Origin of the sequence: Methylicorpusculum oleiharenae (assembly GCF_009828925.2) — a bacterium.
GTDB lineage: Bacteria > Pseudomonadota > Gammaproteobacteria > Methylococcales > Methylomonadaceae > Methylicorpusculum > Methylicorpusculum oleiharenae.
In genome coordinates, this window is sequence record NZ_WUTY02000001.1 from 306,285 (window position 1) to 325,751 (window position 19,467).

At 45.9% G+C, this 19,467-nt stretch carries 19 protein-coding genes; 4 read left to right on the forward strand and 15 right to left on the reverse strand.

Annotated elements, in window-relative coordinates:
• Positions 1–51: 51 nt before the first annotated feature.
• The 3 genes from GO003_RS01480 to GO003_RS01490 form a co-directional block, all read right to left on the reverse strand.
• A complete protein-coding gene (locus tag GO003_RS01480) occupies positions 52–1,944 on the reverse strand; it encodes an ATP-binding cassette domain-containing protein (protein WP_159652200.1) in 1,893 nt (630 codons plus the stop codon).
• Between the two features lie 5 nt (positions 1,945–1,949).
• On the reverse strand, positions 1,950–3,176 hold the full coding sequence (locus GO003_RS01485) for a competence/damage-inducible protein A (protein WP_159652198.1): 1,227 nt from the start codon (positions 3,174–3,176) through the stop codon (positions 1,950–1,952).
• A gap of 76 nt (positions 3,177–3,252) precedes the next feature.
• On the reverse strand, positions 3,253–4,215 hold the full coding sequence (locus GO003_RS01490) for an AEC family transporter (RefSeq protein WP_231088771.1): 963 nt from the start codon (positions 4,213–4,215) through the stop codon (positions 3,253–3,255).
• Between the two features lie 76 nt (positions 4,216–4,291).
• Here GO003_RS01490 and pyrF point away from each other — a divergent pair, with 76 nt between their 5' ends.
• From pyrF to GO003_RS01505, 3 genes are all read left to right on the forward strand, one after another.
• Complete coding sequence (gene pyrF, locus GO003_RS01495; RefSeq protein ID WP_159652196.1) at positions 4,292–5,017, forward strand: orotidine-5'-phosphate decarboxylase; 726 nt, start codon at positions 4,292–4,294, stop codon at positions 5,015–5,017.
• Between the two features lie 298 nt (positions 5,018–5,315).
• Entirely contained in the window at positions 5,316–6,032 is a 717-nt protein-coding gene (locus tag GO003_RS01500) for a sulfite exporter TauE/SafE family protein (RefSeq protein ID WP_159652194.1), read from the forward strand.
• Positions 6,033–6,048: 16 nt separating this feature from the next.
• Positions 6,049–7,014, forward strand: coding sequence for a sigma-54 interaction domain-containing protein (locus tag GO003_RS01505; protein ID WP_159652192.1), 966 nt, complete (start codon positions 6,049–6,051; stop codon positions 7,012–7,014).
• Positions 7,015–7,044: 30 nt separating this feature from the next.
• On the opposite strand, the gene GO003_RS01510 is transcribed toward GO003_RS01505, so the two are convergent.
• The 12 genes from GO003_RS01510 to rpoE all read right to left on the reverse strand — a co-directional run bounded on the left by GO003_RS01510 (position 7,045) and on the right by rpoE (position 17,660).
• The gene (locus GO003_RS01510; protein WP_159652190.1) at positions 7,045–7,782 is read right to left on the reverse strand and encodes a PP2C family protein-serine/threonine phosphatase; all 738 of its coding nucleotides are present in this window, start codon (positions 7,780–7,782) and stop codon (positions 7,045–7,047) included.
• Positions 7,783–7,784: 2 nt separating this feature from the next.
• A complete protein-coding gene (gene pdxJ, locus GO003_RS01515; RefSeq protein ID WP_159652188.1) occupies positions 7,785–8,540 on the reverse strand; it encodes a pyridoxine 5'-phosphate synthase in 756 nt (251 codons plus the stop codon).
• 3 nt (positions 8,541–8,543) lie between these two features.
• Positions 8,544–9,260: a DNA repair protein RecO gene (gene recO / locus GO003_RS01520; RefSeq protein ID WP_159652186.1), complete on the reverse strand. Its 717-nt coding sequence runs from the start codon at positions 9,258–9,260 to the stop codon at positions 8,544–8,546.
• Complete coding sequence (gene era, locus GO003_RS01525; RefSeq protein ID WP_159652184.1) at positions 9,253–10,134, reverse strand: GTPase Era; 882 nt, start codon at positions 10,132–10,134, stop codon at positions 9,253–9,255. Before era ends, recO begins: the two co-directional genes overlap by 8 nt.
• Positions 10,134–10,814, reverse strand: a complete 681-nt coding sequence (gene rnc / locus GO003_RS01530) for a ribonuclease III (RefSeq protein ID WP_159652182.1) — start codon at positions 10,812–10,814, stop codon at positions 10,134–10,136. The genes era and rnc overlap by 1 nt, the downstream gene beginning before the upstream one ends.
• Positions 10,811–11,188 (reverse strand): DUF4845 domain-containing protein, encoded by a 378-nt coding sequence (locus tag GO003_RS01535; protein ID WP_159652180.1) that lies wholly within the window; start codon positions 11,186–11,188, stop codon positions 10,811–10,813. The genes rnc and GO003_RS01535 overlap by 4 nt, the downstream gene beginning before the upstream one ends.
• A 41-nt stretch (positions 11,189–11,229) precedes the next feature.
• A complete protein-coding gene (gene lepB, locus GO003_RS01540; RefSeq protein ID WP_159652178.1) occupies positions 11,230–12,006 on the reverse strand; it encodes a signal peptidase I in 777 nt (258 codons plus the stop codon).
• Between the two features lie 42 nt (positions 12,007–12,048).
• A complete protein-coding gene (lepA, locus tag GO003_RS01545; RefSeq protein ID WP_159652176.1) occupies positions 12,049–13,848 on the reverse strand; it encodes a translation elongation factor 4 in 1,800 nt (599 codons plus the stop codon).
• Between the two features lie 3 nt (positions 13,849–13,851).
• Positions 13,852–15,255, reverse strand: coding sequence for a DegQ family serine endoprotease (locus GO003_RS01550; protein WP_159652174.1), 1,404 nt, complete (start codon positions 15,253–15,255; stop codon positions 13,852–13,854).
• Positions 15,256–15,514: 259 nt separating this feature from the next.
• Positions 15,515–16,465: a MucB/RseB C-terminal domain-containing protein gene (locus GO003_RS01555; protein WP_159652172.1), complete on the reverse strand. Its 951-nt coding sequence runs from the start codon at positions 16,463–16,465 to the stop codon at positions 15,515–15,517.
• A 4-nt stretch (positions 16,466–16,469) separates the two neighbouring features.
• Positions 16,470–17,057 carry a sigma-E factor negative regulatory protein gene (locus GO003_RS01560; RefSeq protein ID WP_159652170.1) on the reverse strand — a complete coding sequence of 196 codons (588 nt, stop codon included), beginning with the start codon at positions 17,055–17,057 and terminating at the stop codon, positions 16,470–16,472.
• A 12-nt stretch (positions 17,058–17,069) separates the two neighbouring features.
• Positions 17,070–17,660, reverse strand: a complete 591-nt coding sequence (gene rpoE, locus GO003_RS01565) for an RNA polymerase sigma factor RpoE (RefSeq protein WP_159652168.1) — start codon at positions 17,658–17,660, stop codon at positions 17,070–17,072.
• 155 nt (positions 17,661–17,815) lie between these two features.
• Here rpoE and nadB point away from each other — a divergent pair, with 155 nt between their 5' ends.
• Entirely contained in the window at positions 17,816–19,447 is a 1,632-nt protein-coding gene (gene nadB / locus GO003_RS01570) for an L-aspartate oxidase (protein ID WP_159652166.1), read from the forward strand.
• The last annotated feature ends 20 nt before the right edge of the window (positions 19,448–19,467 follow it).

Consider the following 19,467-nt stretch of genomic DNA (forward strand, 5'->3'; position numbering starts at 1 on the left):
CGCAAGAATAAAGGAGATTTGCAATTGATGCAATGCCCCTGACGGATTTTTTTACTCAACGGCCAGAGTTTCCAGTTCATCCCAGCGAGAATAAGCTTGTTCCAGTTGGGCTTCAATGTTCTTTAGGTCCTCTAGCGTCTTGGCAATCAGCGCCTGGTCATTTTTATAAAAATCGGCCGCGCTGATTTTCAGCGACAGATTGGCTTGCTCTGTTTCCAACCGGTTAATGGTTTCCGGCAGCGCTTCGAGTTCTTTTTGATCTTTATAACTGAGCTTTTTCTTTTTTGCCGGTTCCGGTTTGGTTTTTTTCTCGGGGGATTCGCTTTTCTTTACTGATTGCTCTTTTTGTTGTTGCGCACAATAAGCTAGCCAATCGCTGTAACCACCGACAAATTCATTAATGATGCCTTGGCCTTCAAAGACCAGCACACTGGTCACGACATTATCCAAAAACGCACGGTCATGACTGACCAGCAGCAGCGTGCCTTCGTAATCGACCAGTTTCTCTTCCAGCAATTCCAGGGTTTCCAGATCCAGATCATTGGTAGGCTCATCCATAATGATCAGATTGGCGGCTTTGGTGAATAAGCGTGCCAGCAACAGGCGATTTTTTTCGCCGCCCGACAAGCTTTTAACCGGCGAACGCGCTCTGGCAGGCGCAAACAGAAAATCGCCAAGATAGGACATGACATGGCGCTTGTTTCCGGCTATCTCGACATAGTCGTTGCCGTCGGCAATCGAGTCTACGACCGTCATTTCAGGATCCAACTGTTCGCGCAACTGATCAAAATAGGCCACTTGCAGGCGGGTGCCCTGCTCTACGGAGCCGCTGTCGGGCTCGATTTGCTGGAGCAACAGTTTTAACAGAGTTGATTTTCCTGCTCCGTTAGGACCGATTAATCCGATTTTGTCACCGCGTTGAATCAGTGTTGAAAAATCCTTGACCACCGGATTGCCGTCATAACTTTTGCAAAGATTGATCGCTTCAATCACTTTTTTGCCGGAGGCATCACCTTTTTCCATCGTCAGTTTTGTCGTGCCTTGCAGGTTTCGACGCTGTGACCGTTCTTCCCGTAATTTTTTAAGCGCTCTTACCCGGCCTTCGTTCCGGGTGCGGCGGGCTTTTACGCCTTGTCTTATCCAGGCTTCTTCCAGCGCCAGTTTTTTATCGAACTCAGCATTTTGATTCGCTTCGTCTTCCAGTGCGGCTGCTTTCCGGGACAAATAATCATCATAAGTGCCCTGCCAGGAAACCAGCTGCCCCCGGTCCAAATCGACAATACGTGTCGCCAGTTTCTGCAGGAAAGCGCGATCATGGGTTACAAACAGCACAGCTCCCTGAAAATTAAGCATCTGATCTTCCAGCCAGGTGATGCTTTCCAGATCGAGATGGTTGGTAGGCTCATCCAGCAATAAGACTTCAGGCTCTATGACTAACGCCTTAGCCAGCGCCACCCGACGCTTCCAGCCACCTGATAAGCTGTTCACCAGCAAGTCCGGGGGTAAATTCAAACGACTGAGCGTACTTTCCACACGCTGTTGAAAATGCCAGCCGTTTTTGGCTTCGAATTTGTGTTGTAAATCGCCTAATTCCTGCAGCGCTTTTTCATCGGCACTACCCATAGTCAAAGACAGGGTGTGATAACGGGTCAGCCATTGACCCAACTCGCCCAAACCACTGGCCACAGCATCATAGATAGTTGCCTCATCAGGCAAATCAGGTGCTTGCTCCAGCCATGCCAATTTAAGCTCAGGTTGCTTCCAAATGTCGCCGTGATCGGCAGAAATATTGCCGGCAATAATTTTCATCAACGTGGATTTGCCCTCGCCGTTTCTTCCTAATAAACCGACTCGTTCACCGGGGTCCAGTTGAAAATCAGCGTTATCCAGTAATAAATGGGTACCAAAAGCGATTGAAACATTGGTTAAGCGTAATAAGGGCATAGTGATTAATGATGAAGTTGTAAGTAACGTCTTAAAGTATCCAGGGCCAGTACAGCTGACTGATTTTGTTTGCGTTGCGCCGGACCGCTGATCGTATGCTTGACCTGCCAAAGTCCATGCGGCGTTAACAAGGCCGTATTGATTTCAACGGCGATATTTTTATCGCGTATCGTGCTCCTGTCGCTTTGATGAAGCTGAATCAGCACCAGATCCAACGCTTTCCGGTGCTTGATTTTTTCTGCGATAGCTGCTGCAAGCAGACCCATGTCGGCCTTGTCGTTTACCGTCAGGTCAAAATCTTCGGCCAGTTGCCGGATTTCGGCATAATAAGAGCTTTCGATTAGCCAATCGCAATCGATGCATTTAGCCGACAGCAAACCTTGACTCAGGGTTTCGATGAAGACTGCCTTTTGCTGCTGTCCCTGCATCAACTTGTCAACAACATTGACCAAGTCACCGGAGGCATGACCCGGCCTGTCGATGCCAAACACAAAGTCGCCAATATTTCCGGCGAAGTCATTGATCAATTCCGTCATGAGGGCCGGATCGTAGTCATAAGGAAATAATAATTTGGTTTCCACATGATCGACACCGGCACGAAAACCCAATTGCACTGTCTCCGGAATTTTAATCGATGCAACCGCAGTTTGAATGTCGGATTCTCCGATACCCACTGTTTTAAGCGAAACTAGCAGCTTGGGTTTCAATGCGAACTGTTTGCCTAGATGACTCCTGACAAAACTATCAAACAATTGACGCATTTCACTGGGTACACCGGGTAAAAATACGAACCAGCAATCGTTGTATCGCAACGTGAAACCAGGGGCCGTACCCCATTCATTATCAATCCGCTGAGCACCTTTTGGTAAATAAGCCTGTTTACGGTTGACTTCAGGCATGGCGCGTTTTCGTTTTAAAAAAAACTGCTCGATTTGTTCGAAAGCCACCGGGTCAAATTCCAAAGGCAGTGAAAATGCCTGAGCTACGGCCTGAGCCGTTAAATCGTCGCTGGTAGGACCTAATCCCCCGGTACAAATACAACAATCCGAACGCCCGGCTATTTCGTTCAATAGCGTGACCAAATCTTCCAATTTATCGCCGACTGCCGTTTGGCGGCTTATCATAAAGCCCAAATTCACACAGGCTTGGGCAAGCCAGGCGGCATTGGTATCGACTGTTTGACCGGTGACAACTTCTTCTCCCTGGGAAAATAGCTCTAGTTTCGGATTCATGTTTTGGCTGTGCTTGAAGTAAATGTCATAAGTGGGAAGACGATAATGCGCCTATTTTTAACGTTTTGATTGAATCTTACGAAACTGACAATATTTGATGCCAAAACGGCAAGGTTATTAAACTTAAGGTCGTCGTCAAGGTGACGGCCATGGCGTATAAGCCGCTGTCCAGCCGGTAACGATCACAGAAAACAATACCCAAGACCATACTCGGCATGGCTGTTTCAAGAATGGCGGCCGCTTTATGATCGCCCTCCAGACTCAAAAAACCGGTCACCCAAAGCGCAAATAAAGGCATGATAGCCATTTTTATAGTAATTACCGGCAGTACATAAGGCAGATTTCGAACGGTCACGTCTTTCCAGCTTAACGCCAATCCCAATGAAAACAACATGATCGGCACCACGCCTGCCGACAATTTCTGCAAAACACCGCTAAGCCAGCCGGGCATGGCTATCTCGTTTAAATTCAAAGCGACCGCGAGAAATGCAGCCCAAAACGGTGGCGCATTGAGATACGATAACACAGCTTTTGACTCACCCGCTTCCGCATCGCCGAAGCGTTTAACGACCATGATACCAATCGTAAACAGAAAAGGTGCTGTCGCAAATAAATCCATTTGAATAGCGACCGAACGAGCCCAATAACCGTAAGTTTGCTCCAGCACCGGCAAACCCAGGTAGGTCACATTTGGAAAGGCCGTCGCAAGTATCATCGCTCCCAGCCGGTGCCGATCGAACCTTAAAAGACGACCGATCAATACAATACAAACCATAGCAAAGGCAATAGCTGTTACGCCAAGCAAAGTGTATTGCAAAGACTGCATCCCGATGTTCGCCTGCCATAAGACATCAAGCACCATAGCCGGTAGAAATAAATAGTAAACGACTGTTGTCAGAACAGGCCGCGCTTGCTCCGCAGTCAAACCGCCCGGCTGAAACAGGCGCCAAGCTCCGCCGCAGGCGATCAGCAAAGCCATTTGAATCAAGGTAGACATCATATCAGGCGTAGTGCTCAACGAAACGGCGTATTTTAACATTCACGCTCAAAACAAGTTCCGGTAATATAGCCTGCTGCATTTTTTCGACTTAACCCTTAGCCCTGAACCAATAGACATGACTGATTCTTTTATCTCCAAAAAACCCATACCTACCCGTGAGCGTCTGATAATGGCGCTGGACGTACCCAGCATACCCGAGGCCCAAGCTTTGGTTGAAGAACTGGGCGATGCAGTCGTTTTTTATAAGGTCGGCATGGAATTATTTATGGCCGGCGATTATTTCGGCTTTATCGAATGGCTTAAACAGCGCAATAAAAAGGTCTTTGTCGATTTAAAGTTTTTTGATGTGCCGGCTACGGTGGGACGGGCCATTCGCGCCCTTAGCCAAAAAGGCGTTGATCTGGCGACTATTCACGGCAACGATGCCATTATGGAAGCTGCCGCCAAAGAAAAAGGCTCACTCAAAGTCCTCGCTGTAACCGCTTTAACAAGCCTGGATCGCGGCGATTTAGATGATTTGGGATTTCAATGCGATGTCAGGGAACTGGTTTTATCACGGGCAAAGCGCGCTTTACAAATAGGCTGCGACGGCATTGTCTCCTCCGGACTTGAAGCCCCAATGTTAAGACAGGAACTGGATAATCGTTTATTGATCATCACACCCGGTATCAGGCCCTTAGACAATCGCGAGGAAGATGATCAAAAAAGAGTCGTGAGTGTAGAACAGGCCTTTAGGAATGGCGCCGATTACATCGTGGTTGGCAGGCCCATTCGAGATGCAGATAACAGACAAGCCATGGCTGAAAAAATTCAGCAGCAAATAGCGGCGCAGTTCAAATAACAGAGTTCACTTTAAACACCTAACCTGGATAAAGCACCAGCCGAATCCAGGCGAGGTACACACAAAATTGCGGATGTCCCCTTATTTTGCTGCACCGGTGTGCCTGCTTTTTATCATCTATACTTCTCGCACTTGTCTTATTGCCCTCGCCGATAAACCACATTCGCGTGGTCAAAACGGCTTATTTCTATTAATCAATGTTATTTAACTGATTTTTTTACGTCAAATAACCTGTTTTAATTAATTGACCGCACTGAACTATTGTATATATTTTTTTCTGTGTTAATGTCTTGGGCCTATGGAATTTCACATATCCTTTACTTCTTCCTATCTCGTGTCATTTTTGATGGGGCTATTAAGCAGCATGCATTGTATCGGCATGTGCGGCTCCATAATCGGCACATTGACACTCAGCCTGAAACCGGAAATTCGCAACAACAAAACACGGCTTCTTCCCTATGTTTTAAACTATAACCTGGGCCGGATTTTCAGCTATACGATAGCGGGTGGATTGGCGGGGGCCGTTCAATTTTTACTGATGCTGCCTTTTGGTGAAGCCATTGCTTACCGCCTGTTTCAGATGCTGTCCGCAGTCATCATGATCGGTGCAGGCTTTTACATTGCGGGCTGGTTTCCCCGCTTTGCCTATATTGAAAAAGCAGGTTCACGCTTCTGGAAATTGATAGAACCCTACGGACGAAAACTGATTCCTGTAAAAACCCGACTGCAGGCTTTCCTGTTCGGAATGGTATGGGGCTGGCTTCCGTGCGGATTAATTTATGCCGCATTGGCTCTAGCAGCCACTACGGGTGACATCACCCGAAGCGCATTGACCATGCTCTCATTTGGAATAGGGACTTTACCTGCCGTCATCGGTGTCGGTATAATGACCGGCATACTGACAAGGTTATCGAGGATGCGGTATTTTAAACAGGCCGTAGGCCTTTTTATGATCATTTTGGCCTTGTTTGCAGCCCTTCCGTGGCTAAACCCCATGCGTTTACAACACATTTAATTAAGTCGAGGTTCCAGTGGATCATTTTAATTCTATTATTGGTCAGTCTCCTGCACTCGAATCTTTAATTCGTAGCGCCAAGATGGTTTCCGCTACCGATGTCACTATACTTCTCAAAGGAGAAACAGGAACCGGTAAAGAAGTTCTTGCCAAAGCGATTCAAAAAGAAAGCAACCGGGCCAATAAACCTTTTATCACCATCAATTGCGGCGCCCTCCCTGAAAGCTTGGTCGAATCCGAATTATTCGGTCATAGAAAAGGAGCCTTCACCGGCGCAACCGGCAACAAGCTGGGTATATTCCAGGCAGCTGACGGGGGCACTTTATTTCTGGACGAAATCAATTCCCTGCCTTTGACCATACAAGCCAAATTACTGCGTTTTCTGGAAACTGGCGAATGTCTGGCGGTCGGCGATACCAAACCTTATTTTGTTGACGTAAGAATCATTGCCGCTACCAACAATGACTTGCTGCAGCAGATTGAAAGAGGCGATTTCAGACGCGATTTGTATTTCCGCCTGAATGTTGTCCCACTTGACATCCCCCCTCTGTCTCAACGCACCGATGACATTGAAAAACTGATACGGCACTTCCTTAATCACTTTTCAGAAACTCACGGCATTACAGCGCCTAAATTTAGCAAACAGGCATTAAAAACTCTGAAAAGCTATTCATGGCCGGGAAACATTCGAGAACTACGTAATTTATGCGAACGCCTCAGTATTTTACTGGCAGGAAGAACGATTGAACCGGAAAATTTACCGCATGAATTCAAGCCCAGCACACCCACTTTAAGTGAGCCGTCTAATACTGACTTCACGTTGCCTGCAACCGGAATCAAACTGGAAGCCCTGGAACTCGATTTAATCCATCAGGCCTTATCCAGAACCAATGGCAATCGCAGCAAATCAGCCCGACTATTGGGTATTTCCCGGGACACGCTGCTTTATCGTATTCAAAAACACGGACTGGCTACACATTAATCATCAGGCCAACCAGGACCACGGAAGGTCTTACGCTAAATACCTGACCCATTGGACGGTCACATTATCACTCTTTCCTTTCGCTCTCAGCACCGACAAACGCGCCATCTTGCCCAATTCCACACGTCCGCCGGCAGGCTCTGCCAATTGCAGCCATTCCAGTAGTTTGACGTGTTCCCAAAAGCCATCGGTACATAACACAAAGGTTTCACCCGGCTCCATCGACGGGTAAAGATTGACTTCAACCGGATGACTTTTCGCAATATTGATACTTCGCGTGAGTTGATTCTGCTCAGGATGCAAGCCCATCTCTTCTTCTGTAATCTCGCCCTGATCCAGCAATTTCTGTAAAACCGAATGATCCCGGGTGCGCCAAATGACCTTGCGCGGACTCATACGGTAAACCCGGCTGTCACCACAATGAGCGGTCAAAACAAACCGGTCATTGACAAATAATATGGCGCAGGTCGTGTGCGCTTCATCTGCAGTAGGATCATTACCGAATAAACGCTTCATTTCATCGATAGCATCTTCTACCCAAGCCGATAACACATCCAATGGAAACGAACGGATGGTATCGGTGTATCGCTCGGCCAATTGCATCATAGCCTGACAAAAAAATTGAGCCGCTTTTTCGCCTGATTGATAACCTCCCAAGCCGTCTGCCACTATAAAAAGACCATAGTCTTCGTTAATCTGATGCGCCATTGCATCTTGATTAGTCTCTCTATCACCGGCAGAAGTTAATTGATAACAAACAAGTTTCATATCTATTTCGCACAAATGCTTTCCAAACGAGCCTGTCTCATCAACTGTTTCATATCAGACACTGACTTGGCTAAACCGGAAAATAAGGCCTGTGCAATCAGCGCATGACCAATGTTCAATTCAACGATTTCAGGTATTCGACAGATAGCTTCCACATTTGCGAAATTCAAGCCATGACCGGCATTCACCTGAAGACCCACCGAATGGGCATAGGCCGCCGCTTGTTGTATCCTTGCCAATTCTACAGCCAGTTGTGCTGAATTGCGGGCATCTGCGTAACGGCCGGTATGAAATTCAACAACAGGAGCGCCCGCTTTAACCGCAGCGTCTATCTGCCTTAGCTCAGGATCTATAAACAACGATACCTCAATGCCCGCCTCACCCAGCACATCACACACTTTTGCCATACTTTGTTGACTGGCGACCACATCCAGGCCGCCTTCCGTTGTTAATTCCTCTCGCTTTTCCGGAACCAAACAACAAGCGGCCGGTGCAACATCTATTGCTAACGCCACCATTTCATCAGTGACTGCCATTTCAAAATTCAAGCGGGTGTGCAGCATCTCACTCAACAAATAAATATCCCTGTCCTGTATATGCCGGCGATCTTCACGAAGATGCGCGGTAATACCATCCGCACCGGCCTGCTCTGCTATTAAAGCGGCCTGAACAGGTTCCGGGTATTTTGTTCCCCTCGCCTGTCTTAAAGTTGCCACATGATCGATATTAACGCCCAGCAAAATATTTGTAATTTTCATTCTTCACAACTGTTTAATGATTTTAGCAATGGTCTCGCGACTTTTAAGCAACTTGCCTTGCAAATGAAAGTCGATCACCATTCTCATGATTTTTTTGGCTTGCATTAACGATTCTTTATCTTTGAACTGACGAGAATGCAAAGCGTGCAAAGTGGCTCCATTGATTTCCCCGTTAACCGCTTCCGTCGGCCCCCGCTCAACACTAAAATGGTATTTTCTATCGGCCTCTACCAATTGATGGGTTTGGCTGTCATAGCGAATGTCCAAACCATAGCCCACCAACTCCAGCAAATTAACCTCAAAACAACGCAGACAACTTTCTACTTCATCGCCATTTTGCAGAGCCAAAAGAGTCTGCTGATAAAGCTCAAATACTTCAGGATGGGGATCGGATTGATGAAGAAAATGCGTTATGAGTTCGTTGATATAAAATCCGCAAAAAAGCGCTTTACCGTGAAGAGAACTGTCAAAAGCAGGGAACTGAGGTTCGGCATGGGACAAATAATGTAATTCACCGCGCCCGGCACCGTAGGAAAGCAGTAAAGGAAAAAATGGCCTCAAAATACCGGCCATTTTCGATTTTGGCTTTCTCAAGCCTCTGGCCAGTATTGAAATCCGGCCAAAATCACGCGTTAAAACGTCCGTAAGTAAACTCGTTTCCCCATAGGGCCAATGCCGTATTAAAAAGCCTGGCTGCAGAGTGACAAGCCTTTCACTCATTAAATCCTAAGCTCTGTAATGCACGCTCATTATCAGACCAGCCGTGTTTAACCTTGACCCAAAGTTGCAGATACACTTTTTGCCCGATCAGGCGCTCAATGTCATGACGCGCATCGGTGCCTATGTTTTTAAGCATTTCACCTTGCTTGCCGATGACAATCGATTTTTGAGAGTTCCGTTCAACCCAGATAATGGCGTATATTTTTGACAGGGTGGGATGCTCTTCGTAGCGCTCGATCTCAACTGTGAGCGCATAAGGCAATTCGTCGCCCAAACGTCGAGTCAATTTTTCCCTGACAATTTCAGCGCATAAAAACCGCTCCGGTCTGTCGGTAATCTGGTCTGCCGGATAGATCAATTCTCTCTCCGGCAATAATTTCATGATAAGGGATTCCAGCATCTGTAAATTAGTGTTTTTAAGTGCCGATATAGGAACGATATGCTCAAATGGAAAACGCGCCTGGGCTTCTGCAAAAAAAGCCAGCATCGTGTCTTTGTCCTTAACCTTATCCACTTTATTGACAGCGAGAATTGCAGGCAAACCGGCTTGTTTTAATTTGGCAAAAATAACGTCATCGTATTCCTGCCACGCCAAACCATCGATCAACCAGACCACGACATCAACGCCCGCCAATGTGGATTCTGCTGTTCTGTTCAGATAACGGTTAAGCGCTTTTTTCTCGTTATTATGCATACCTGGCGTATCCATATAGATAGCCTGACCTTCATCGGTGGTATTGATTCCCAGAATCCGATGACGGGTTGTTTGCGGTTTTCTTGAGGTAATGCTGATCTTCTGCCCCAGCAGATGATTCATCAATGTAGATTTTCCAACGTTGGGGCGACCCACTAAAGCAACATAGCCACAATTCATTAATTATCTCTCTTTAGCAAGATCAACATTTGCTCTGCGGCATCCTGTTCGGCTCTCTTTCTTGAAACGCCTTTTCCAACTGAGAATTTATCAGTCAATTCGATAGCGCATTTGACTTTAAACGTTTGCTCATGAGGCAAACCTGACATGGATAAAAGCGTATATTCGGGCAGACTGAGTTTTTTAGACTGCATCAGTTCCTGTAGCTGAGTTTTAGGATCTTTTTGCCAGTTTTCCAGCGATAGACAAGTAAATTTTTCGTCAAACATGGTCAGAATCCATTGTTTGCAGACTTCAATGCCCTGATCTTTAAAAAGAGAACCGATAATTGCTTCAAAAGCATCAGACAAAATGGAATCGCGCCTGAACCCTCCGCTTTTTAATTCACCAGTACCTAAAATAAGATAATCACCAATATTATGTTTCCTAGCCACATCGGCCAAAGAACACTGATTCACAAGGCTGGCCCTGAGCCTGCTTAGCACGCCTTCACTGGCCTCGGGAAAAATCTCATGCAGCTTTTCGGCAATGACAAAACCTAAAATGGCGTCACCCAAAAACTCTAATCGTTCATTATTTCTCGCACCTACACTTCGATGCGTCAGCGCCATGACAAATAACTGGGGGTCATTAAATTTAAGGCCCAGTTTCTTACAAAGCACTTCCGGGTTTTTTATCACTCCTGCCCTACCTCAATAATTTCATAAAAATTTACCAGCACACTCAAATTGCCGACGATGGGCTTAACGACTTCATATTCGATTTCAACTTTCAAATAGCCGCCACGGCGCGTTACCTTGACATTGTCTTTAGTGATATCCGTGACGTAATTCATGTTGAAGCGCTTTTCCAGAGAACTCCATACCTCTTCCCGGGTCACCGTCTCAATATTTTCCATCTGCTCTACCCCTGTCAAAGCACTTTTCACTTTGCTGTGGTCGATATATATTGGCGCGATTTTTAAAACCAGCAACGTAATAAAGGCAATAAAACCCAGCAACAGTGTCAAGGTTATTAAGGTCAGACCGCTTTCGCGATTAGATGACAAGCTCATTAGAAAACTCCTGAGTCAGATTCGAACTCATTAAGTGTAGTTTACTTAAGCAAGGTGCCAATTCGGTCAAAGCCAATCCCTTTATTCTGCCAATCCCAACTCATCCATATAAAAAAGGCCTTGCCAACCAGATTGTCCTCGGGAACCGTGCCCCAATAACGGCTATCGTTACTGTTATCGCGATTGTCACCCATGACGAAGAAGTGCCCGTTCGGCACGACATAAACACCTTCCACCGAAGGCGCGCCATTATGTATCAGAATACTGTGCTCAACCCCTTGAAGATCTTCCTGGAAATGTTCAGCACCGGTCATTGACTGGCCTTGACCGACGCCGTGGTACATACCCAAGGAAACTCGCTGAACCGGCGAGCCGTTGACATAAAGATTTTTATTGTAATAAGCGATTTTATCACCCGGCAAACCGATGATCCGTTTGATGTAATCGACAGTCGGCTCTTTTGGGTACCTGAAGACAACAACATCTCCTCTTTCAGGCTGATTCATGTCAATGACTTTGGTATTGATGACAGGCAAACGAACACCGTACGTAAACTTGTTCACCAAAATAAAGTCGCCAATTAACAAGGTCGGCATCATGGAACCTGATGGAATTCTAAAAGGCTCCACTAAAAATGAACGCAACACCAAAACGATCAATACGATAGGAAAAAAAGATCGTGCATATTCGACAATCAGAGGTTCGTTTTCAGGAGTCGGCTCTTTATGTGTGTATTTGAGCAGTAAAAGATAACCGCCCCAGATAACACCTGTTACAACCGTTGCCATCAGCAAAAAAAAAGAGAAATCAAAATCCATGTTTAATTGATAGGTGATGTAAAGAAAATGGTTAGGCGGAAATTACTCTTTATTAACCTGAAGAACCGCTAAAAAGGCTTCTTGAGGTATCTCAATATTACCGACTTGCTTCATCCTTTTTTTGCCGGCCTTTTGTTTTTCGAGTAGTTTCTTTTTGCGCGTGATATCACCGCCATAACATTTGGCTGTGACATTTTTTCTCAACGCTTTTACTGTGGATCGGGCAATAACCTTAGAACCAATTGCGGCTTGAATGGCTACTTCAAACATTTGGCGAGGTATCAGGTCTTTCATTTTTTCGACCAGATCGCGGCCCTTGATATGACTCATTTCCCGATGCACTATGATGGACAAGGCATCAACCTTGTCACCGTTTATCAATATATCCAACTTGACCAAATCGGCTTCCTGAAACCGGAGAAACTCATAATCAAACGACGCAAAACCACGACTTGCCGACTTTAATCGATCGAAAAAGTCCAGTACCACTTCGCTTAATGGCAGCTCATAATGCAAGGAAACCTGACGCCCCACATACTGCATATCTTTTTGCGATCCTCTCTTTTCAATGCACAGAGAGATGACTGCGCCTAAATAATCCTGGGGAACCAAGATATTTGCGCGAATGATCGGCTCTTTGATGGTCCGGACAGTACCGGTATCGGGAAGTTTTGCCGGATTATCCACCATCAAAACTTCATCGTTATGAGTTGTCACTTCGTAAATTACGGTGGGTGACGTGGTAATAAGGTCCACATCATATTCCCGCTCCAACCGCTCCTGGATGATTTCCATGTGCAACATGCCAAGAAAACCGCAACGAAAACCAAAGCCCAACGCTTGAGACGTTTCAGGCTCAAACTGCAATGCCGCATCATTAAGCCTGAGCTTGTTCAGCGCTTCACGCAAATCCTCATAATCATCGGAGCTGACCGGATAAAGGCCCGCAAAAACGCGTGGCTGAACTTTTTGGAATCCGGCAACAGGTTCATCTGCAGGATTATCAGTCCAGGTAATCGTGTCACCCACCGGAGCACCGTAAATATCCTTTATAGCGGCTACCATAAAACCGACTTCACCGGTTTTAAGCTCGTCCCGCTCTTGACGCTTTGGCGTAAATACGCCCACTTTCTCAACCAGAAACGACTTGCCCGTAGACATGATCGTAATTTTCTGTTTTTTACGGATACTACCGTTAAATATTCTTACTAGGGAAACTACGCCAAGATAACTATCGAACCATGAATCGATAATCAGCGCTTGTAAGGGCCCTTGCTCGTTGCCCTTGGGAGAAGGAACCAGATCAATAATCTGTTCCAAAACATCTTCAACACCTATTCCGGTTTTTGCGCTAATTTTTAAAGCCGCATCCGCTGGAATGCCGATAACGTCTTCTATTTCGGCAGCGACTCGCTCCGGCTCGGCAGAAGGCAAGTCAATCTTGTTAAGCACAGGAACCACTTCAAGGCCTTGCTCTATAGCGGTGTAGCAGTTGGCTACACTTTGGGCTTCAACACCTTGTGCGGCATCAACAACCAGCAAAGCGCCCTCGCACGCAGCGAGAGACCGCGACACTTCGTAAGAAAAATCCACATGGCCGGGCGTATCGATAAAATTAAGCTGATAGGTTTCACCATTTTTTGCAGTATAAAACAAAGTAACGCTTTGTGCCTTGATGGTAATGCCGCGTTCGCGCTCAATATCCATGGAATCAAGCACTTGATTACCCATTTCCCGATCTGTGAGTCCTCCACAAATCTGGATAAACCTATCTGCTAAGGTCGATTTTCCGTGATCGATATGCGCAATAATGGAGAAATTTCTTATATTTTTTAAATCCACTGGTTACTTGTCTAGTTTAATTGCTAAAAATACCGGATTTCCGCGACGCTGGATCAAAACTGCAATTGATTTCCCGGCAGAAAGTTGACTGACTATCTTATCAAAATCAGCCACATCACGGACGATATTATTATTGATGCGTAAAATCACATCACCGCTTTGAATACCCGCTTGCGATGCAGGTCCTCTGGCAACTATCTCAACTAGAACGCCATTTTTAATGACTTGTAATTGCTCTCTTTGCTCATCAGTTAAATTAGTGACTGAAATTCCCAGACGATTAGTCGGCTTAACTTCTTTTTTCTCGACCGGTTGCTCACTTTCTTCTTCGGGCAGCAAGCCTACTTTAATCGGTATTGTTTTTTTCTCACCTTGACGGATCAAAGTTAAGCTGGCTTTTTGATCAATCGGAGTCATGCCAACTATGGGCGGTAAATCTCCAGACATTTCTATCGGGGTACCGTTAAACTCGGTGATGATATCGCCAATTTGCAACGCCGCATCCTCTGCAGGACTTCCGGAAACAATTTTTGCGACCAATGCACCAACAGGTCTTTTCATCCCAAATGACTCGGCCAATTCCCGGGTAACATCTTGAATCTGAACACCTAACCAACCGCGTGACACTTTCCCTTTAGTTTTAATCTGATCAACAACGTTCATCACCACATCCATTGGAATGGCGAAAGAAAGCCCCATAAAACCGCCCGTACGACTATAGATTTGAGAATTTATGCCGACCACTTTACCATCCATGTTAAACAGCGGACCGCCTGAATTACCCGGATTTATCGCAACATCGGTTTGAATAAAAGGCACATAATTCCCCCCCGGCAAACTCCGGCCTTTAGCGCTTACGATACCCGCTGTCACTGATTGCTCAAATCCAAACGGTGAGCCTATCGCCAAGACCCATTCCCCCACTTGCAACTGTTCCTGAGAACCGATGACAACCGCAGGTAAATCTGTAGCCTCTATTTTCAATAAAGCCACGTCAGTCCGGGCATCTGAACCAATTAACTTGGCCGGCACTTCCCTGCGGTCAGATAGTTTTACGATGATTTCATCGGCATTATTAACAACATGGTGGTTAGTTAACACATAGCCATCGCTGGATATAACAAATCCGGAACCCAAAGAATTAGTTTCACGTGGCGCCATGCCGCCACCCGGTCCTTGAAAAAAATGTTTGAACAATTCTTCCATTTCCGGCGGAATGCCTTCCGGTAACTGAGGCATTTCAGTTGTTCCGACCATGTCATTTTCAGGCATTTTTTGTTTTGTACTGACATTAACGACAGCTTTACCATTTTCTTTGACCATGTTGGTGAAATCAGGCAGTTGAGCAATCGCTGATTGCGCAGCCATCAACAACAGCAAGAAAATTCCGTAACTATTTTTGAGCATAAAACCTCCGGGTAGACTCAAATAAAAAAATCCAGCGCTGTCCCCGTAAATGGTTAGACCAGCTAATTCAGTTTTTGTGGGGATTTAGACGTCTAAGAATACAGCTAAAACTTTAGAATCCAAATGATAATGCGTAGAAAGGGGTTTGCCGAAACACTCAAAAACACTGGACGTTGGGCCTGAAAGAATTCGAGTATCATTTTTATCAACTATCAGATGACCCATAATTTTCTTTTATCAGGAAAACGGATTGGCGATTTCAATCAGAACGAAGCCTGACCCCTTCTGCTATCAGCTTAACAGCTGCCGGAGGCACCTCACCCATCACGGTGAGAAGGTAACCATCAACCAGGCGGCTAAATGAATTGACTGTACCGGATGAACTAGCGCCCAACTCCATCTTTTCATTTTTTTGTTCCAGATAAACAGACACCGATGAAAATCCATCACTCAGCAATAAATGCTCAACAGGCTGCTCTGCATCACTCATATTGAGCTGAATGTAAAATTGAGGATTAAAACCACCCGGCACTTGCGTCAGCTCAAATCCAGCCTGATCAAAAGGCATGGGCATTCGGTCATGGATATGTTGTATTTCCCGTCCAGAAAAGCTGGCATTGACATCAACCAGGGGCAGCGACTTTTCCAGCGTCATTTCTGTAAAGACCACCTGCTCAATCGTATCGTTGTTTTGATCATAGACTTCAATTTTCAAAGGCAAAAACTGCTGCTTTTCTACCCAGATCCGTCTGGCATACCTGAAAGCGTCTTTAGGCTTGATATCCAAAACTCTCGCCGTCAGAAGAGCGACCTGCTCTTCACCTGAAAAAGTCAGGTCATAATATTCTTCAACGCCGTCCATACGCTCAGGCAAATCCATTAGAAATGAACGGGCGGACGGCCGGTGATCGACAACTACCCTGGAAGTTGTCTCAAAGAAACAACTGACCTTATCTGCATCCCGGATAACTTCATGCATGGGAGAGTTTAACGTAATAAGACGCTCCTGATTTTGCCCTTCAATTGAAGCGTGAGAATATTTGAGCGTGTTTAATTTTCCATTTCTAAGGAAAGCTACAGTACCGTGGTAATTCAGCAAATCCATGGCTTGCTGCATTTTCATCAGCGTTTGGCTTGGTGATGGCTGAGCTTCATCCGCGAAAACATTTGCCGCAGCCAGGATCAGAATAAGACTAAACAGTTTTAACACGGGGTTATTCCTGACTGTAACTCACGACTCGAGCATAAGGTTGACGCTCAAATCCCCCGTCAATATAACGGGTGCTGTTATGGGCTTGAAGGTATTCCGCAAAACGTGACACGGATGGCTGAACCGTCCCCGCCTTTGTTTCCAAGGGCCTGTCTGACGGAACCACCGGAGGATATACCTGGACCAATGTATTTAAAGGTTCTGGCTTAGTGTTTGAAGCAATAACTAGGCTTGGTTTAGTGAGGGCTTCAGACGGACTATAGGTTTGAAAGCCCTGAGAAACCAAAACAGCCAGCAATGCAACGGATGCCGCTAATGCGGAAAGTCTCAAATTAGGGTTAAACACAGCCTTTCGTCTGGGCAATAAGTAGACAGGTTCTTTATGAATCGCCTGATTTACCCGGGCTGCGAAATCAGAATCAACCGACAGGAAAACATCCGATTTGATGGCATGACCTATCGTTTCATAGCGGCTTAATTTTGCCTGCAAAACAGGGTCTTGCTTCATCTTTTTAAGAAGGACTAGCGCCTCTTCTTTGTCTAAATCATTGTCAATTAATTGAGAAATTTTTTGATTCAGTTCTTCAATCATCAAAAACCACCGTTATCCCAATAAAGGGTTCAATTTACTATCTATTGCCTCACGAGCTCTAAAAATACGAGAACGCACCGTACCTACCGGACAATCCATTGCCTCAGCTATTTCTTCATAGCTCATGCCCTCGAATTCCCGCAGAGTGATTGCAATGCGCATTTCTTCAGGTAATTTCTCTATCGCTGATCTGATTGTTTCTATAATTTCATCATTCAATAACAGCTGTTCCGGCGTATCCAGACCTTTGAGCTCATTGATATTGTGGACTTGCTCTTCGTCATCAATATCCAATTCACTGTCTGAACCACGTCGCGTTCTGGCGACCAAATAATTTTTTGCCGTATTTATGGCAATCCGGTAAAGCCAGGTATAAAAAGCACTGTCGCCTCTGAAATTTCCCAGTGCGCGGTAAGCTTTTATGAATGTTTCTTGAGCAACATCCTGAGCTTCGCTTTGATCTTTGACATAACGATTAACCAATTGAATGATTTTATGCTGGTATTTTATCACCAACAAATCATAGGCCGACTTGTCGCCCTGCTGCACACGCAGCACCAAGTCTTGATCAAGCTCTTCGCTGTTCCCTGTTTTATTTTTCACAGCATTCTAAATTCATTCAAATAGACCAAACCAAACCGTACAAGTTCTATGGATGCAAAAAAAATTGCTATCGGTAAAAAAAACGTTATTATCCATTAACCTTAGCAATCGAGCTATACGGGTTTGAATACTTCTCGTAAAAAAAATTATCAGTAATGTCAGAAAGTAACAACATTCAACAAAACTATGATGTACTTATAATCGGTAGTGGCGCTGCAGGGCTAAGCCTGGCACTTAAACTGGCTGACTATACGCGCATTGCCATCTTATCAAAGTTTACAGTTTCTGAGGGAAGTACTGCTTATGCGCAAGGCGGAATTTCAGCAGTACTGGATGCGCAGGATTCTCTGGAATCCCATATCGCTGACACGCTGGATGCAGGTGCCGGGCTATGCGACCCGGAAATAGTGAAACTCACAGTCACCCATGGCAAAGAATCGATCGAGTGGCTTAAAAGCCAGGGAGTCGCATTTACCGAGGAACAATCCAGCAGCGGAGAGACGCAGTTCCATTTAAACCGCGAGGGTGGCCATTCTCACCGACGTATTGTGCACACAGCCGATGCCACGGGTAAAGCGGTATCAGAATCGTTAGTCAGCAGAGCCAAGCAACATCCGAATATTACAATTTTTGAACACCACAACGTCATTGATCTGATTACAACCCCTAAATGTGGCAAAGCACCTGACCGGGTAATTGGAGCCTACGTCCTGGATGTTAAAGCCGGAAAAGTCAAATCTATTGCAGCCCGTATTTTTGCCCTGGCAACCGGGGGCGCCAGCAAAGTCTATCTATACAGCACCAACCCTCAAATTGCTACCGGCGATGGCATTGCATTAGCGTGGCGGGCAGGCTGCCGGATCGGTAATATGGAATTCATGCAATTCCATCCGACCTGTCTTTATCATCCGCTTGGCCGCTCTTTCCTGATTAGTGAGGCGGTCAGAGGTGAAGGAGGAAAGTTAATCCTGCCTGACGGCACCCGGTTTATGGCAAGATTCGATAAACGGGAAGAACTGGCGCCTAGGGACATTGTTGCCAGAGCAATTGATCACGAGATCAAGAAACGCGGAATTGATTGCGTTTATCTGGATATCAGCCACAAGCCCAACTCGTTCATATTGGAACATTTCCCGAATATTTATGAAACGTGTCTGAAGCTGGGTATTGATATTACAAAACAACCGATACCCGTGGTTCCCGCCGCCCATTATACCTGCGGGGGCATTGTCACCGACCAAAACGCCCGCACAGATATCAGCAATCTTTATGCTGTGGGCGAAGTGGCTTTTACGGGTTTGCACGGCGCAAATCGCATGGCCAGCAATTCACTGCTGGAGTGCTTGGTATTTGCAGAGCAGGCAAGCCGCGATATTTTAAAAAATCTAGCCTCCACACCCGCTGTTGTTGCCATTCCTGAGTGGGACGAATCGAAAGTCGGTGATTCGGATGAAGAAGTCGTGGTTTCTCATAACTGGAACGAACTCAGAAACTTTATGTGGGACTATGTCGGCATAGTCAGAACAGATAAACGCTTGAGCCGGGCCATGCGCCGTATTGAACTGCTTAAAAGCGAAATCACCGAATACTACAGTCACTTTAGAGTCACCAGCGACTTGCTGGAACTTCGGAATCTGGTGATTGTAGCGGAGTTGATCATTCGCTGCGCCCAGCAACGCAAGGAAAGCCGGGGCCTACACTACACGCTGGATTATCCAGAAGCAGATAACTCTAAACCGGCGGTAAACACGCTGTTAACGCCCGACAATTTACTCCCCCGGAATTAAGGATACCCGTAAACTGGATA